Raw genomic sequence first — 2,278 nt, forward strand, 5'->3', positions numbered from 1 at the left:
TGATCGAAGCGATCGTTGCCAATGTCGTCGATGGCGTGATGACGATCGATAATAAGGGTCGGATCGAGACGTTCAATCATGCAGCTGTGAATATGTTTGGCTATACTGCTAGCGAAGTCATCGGCTGGCAGTGGCAAAAGCTCCTCAACGCCGAAGCTGAAGATACCCAAAAATTCGTGTTTTATGAATCTGATTTATCAGTCTCAGCTCCGCCGTTTGCACTCGGTGCTAAATCCACCAGCGGGCAAATCTGGCAGGCAATGGGACAACGCAAAAATGGCGAATTATTTCCGATCGAAATCTCGATGAATAATATCGCCTTGGATGACGATCGGATCGCGATCGTCCGCGATATTACCGAACGCCAGCAAGCCGCTGCCAGACTCCAAGCCAAAGCCGCCGAACTCTCTACCCTCAATAATTCCCTCAATCTCACCAATCGCTCGTTGGTAGAGAGCAACCGCGAACTCGATCGGTTTGCTTATATTACCGCGCACGATCTCAAGGCACCATTGCGAGCGATCGCCAGCCTCTCCGAATGGGTCGAAGAAGACCTCGAAGACGCACTCTCGCCCGAAACGCGCAGTCAAATGCAACTGCTCCGCCGTCGCGTCTATCGGATGCAGTCACTCCTCAATAGTCTGCTCGAATACTCCCGCGCTGGCCGCACCCAAGCTCCAGTTGCGACGATCGATGTCGGTCGCCTGCTGGTAAAAATCGTCAAAGTGCTCGATCCGCCGCCGACATTTACGATCGATATCGCCACTCCCATGCCAGTATTTACCGCTCGCTGGCAACCCCTCGAACAGGTATTGAGTCACTTGATCGACAATGCCATTCGCCATCACCCCACGAAAATGGGTATAGTGGAGGTATCAGCGATCGACCTCGGCAACTATTATGAGTTTGCGATCGCCGATAATGGGGACGGGATCGAGCCTCAATACCAAAAAAGAATTTATACTATTTTTCAAACCCTCAAAGCTCGCGATCTCCAAGAAAATGTGGGGGCAGGATTGGCAATTGTCCGTAAAATTGTTGCGGCTGAAGGGGGCACGATTGAGTTAGAATCTACATCTGGTAGTGGTGCGATCTTTAGGTTTACCTGGCCCAAACAACCCAAAGACAACTCCGTGCTTACTTCTAGTCAAGCACCACGATCGGAAATTCAATGATTAACAATTTAATGCTAAACATTTTACTAGTCGAAGACGACGAAGTAGATATAATGACCGTTCAACGTGCCTTTAAAAAAGGTAATATTGCTAACCCTTTGTATCTAGCTAATAACGGTCTCGAAGCTCTCTCGCTACTGCGAGACACACCCGGACAACCTTCCCTCATTCCCCCAGAACGGCGGTTGATTTTATTAGATCTCAACATGCCCAAAATGAACGGCTTAGAATTCCTCCGTGAGTTGCGCGCCGACCCAGCGATCCGCCATATTCCTGTCGTAGTCCTAACCACGTCAAACGAAGAACGCGATCGGGTCGATGCCTATAATTTCAATGTCGCTGGCTACATCCTCAAGCCAGTCACCTTTAGCGTGTTTGTAGAATTGATGATTACGCTCGATCGGTATTGGACACTCTGTGAGATGTCTTTGATTTAGCAGGTAGTTTTGGGTACCACTGGCTGGGAGCGCATCGCGCTAAGGGATTGTATTTCACCCACAACAGACGCACGTGAGTTGAATTACATCCTCAATCTAATGTGGCCTTCTCCCTCAAGCTCTACCGTGTGTATACATCTCTAGAAATAGGCGACGTTGGTGAGAATCCCCCTAAATCCCCCTTTTTAAGGGGGACTAAGAATCCGGTTCCCCCCTGCTTGGTGCGCTTCCTTGCGCGGGGAACCCGCGCGGAGCGCATCCGCTTTTTAAGGGGGGCTAGGGGGGATTATCTAGGGTTTGAGCTTAACAAAATTGAGTTTTCAGACATCCTCTTGAAGGGGTGGTATTTCTAACTCAGATACGATCGCGACTAAGGCGCAGGTTTTGGTGTTGGGCTGGAGGATTTAGTTGGCTTGGGTGCTGATTTGGGAGCAGATTTAATCGCTTTGGGTGCAGCAGGTATTTTGGCAATCCCTGGCACTTTTTTGAGAGCGACGAACAGATCGAACCGATTGCTAGAATCATCGAGGATCGCACTCGTTACCCCCAAGCTGCTCATCGCTTGAAATCCGGCTTTCACTTCTGGCGAGAGATAGGGTAAGGGTAAATTTCCAGCATTAATCGTCCGCTCGATATCGATGAAAAATTGACCGTTATGAGGATTTA

The 2,278-nt window shown here is 49.4% G+C and carries 3 protein-coding genes; 2 read left to right on the forward strand and 1 reads right to left on the reverse strand.

Translation table 11 applies throughout. The annotated features are described in order from the left end of the window. On the forward strand, window positions 1-1,175 hold a 1,175-nt coding region (locus tag RMO84_RS00760), incomplete at its 5' end, for an ATP-binding protein (protein ID WP_310486509.1). Continuing rightward, complete coding sequence (locus RMO84_RS00765) at window positions 1,172-1,612, forward strand: response regulator (RefSeq protein WP_310486511.1); 441 nt, start codon at window positions 1,172-1,174, stop codon at window positions 1,610-1,612. The genes RMO84_RS00760 and RMO84_RS00765, both read left to right, overlap by 4 nt. Window positions 1,613-1,982: 370 nt before the next feature. On the opposite strand, the gene RMO84_RS00770 is transcribed toward RMO84_RS00765, so the two are convergent. Further along, a partial coding sequence (locus tag RMO84_RS00770; RefSeq protein WP_310486513.1) for a DUF3352 domain-containing protein occupies window positions 1,983-2,278 on the reverse strand: 296 nt, incomplete at its 5' end.

It is taken from the genome of Chamaesiphon sp. VAR_69_metabat_338 (assembly GCF_031423935.1).
Lineage (GTDB): Bacteria > Cyanobacteriota > Cyanobacteriia > Cyanobacteriales > Chamaesiphonaceae > Chamaesiphon.

Excerpts from the sequence above, each read along its gene's own strand:
- RMO84_RS00765 (WP_310486511.1), top strand. The coding sequence starts at position 1,172 with ATGATTAACAATTTAATGCTAAACATTTTACTAGTCGAAGACGACGAA.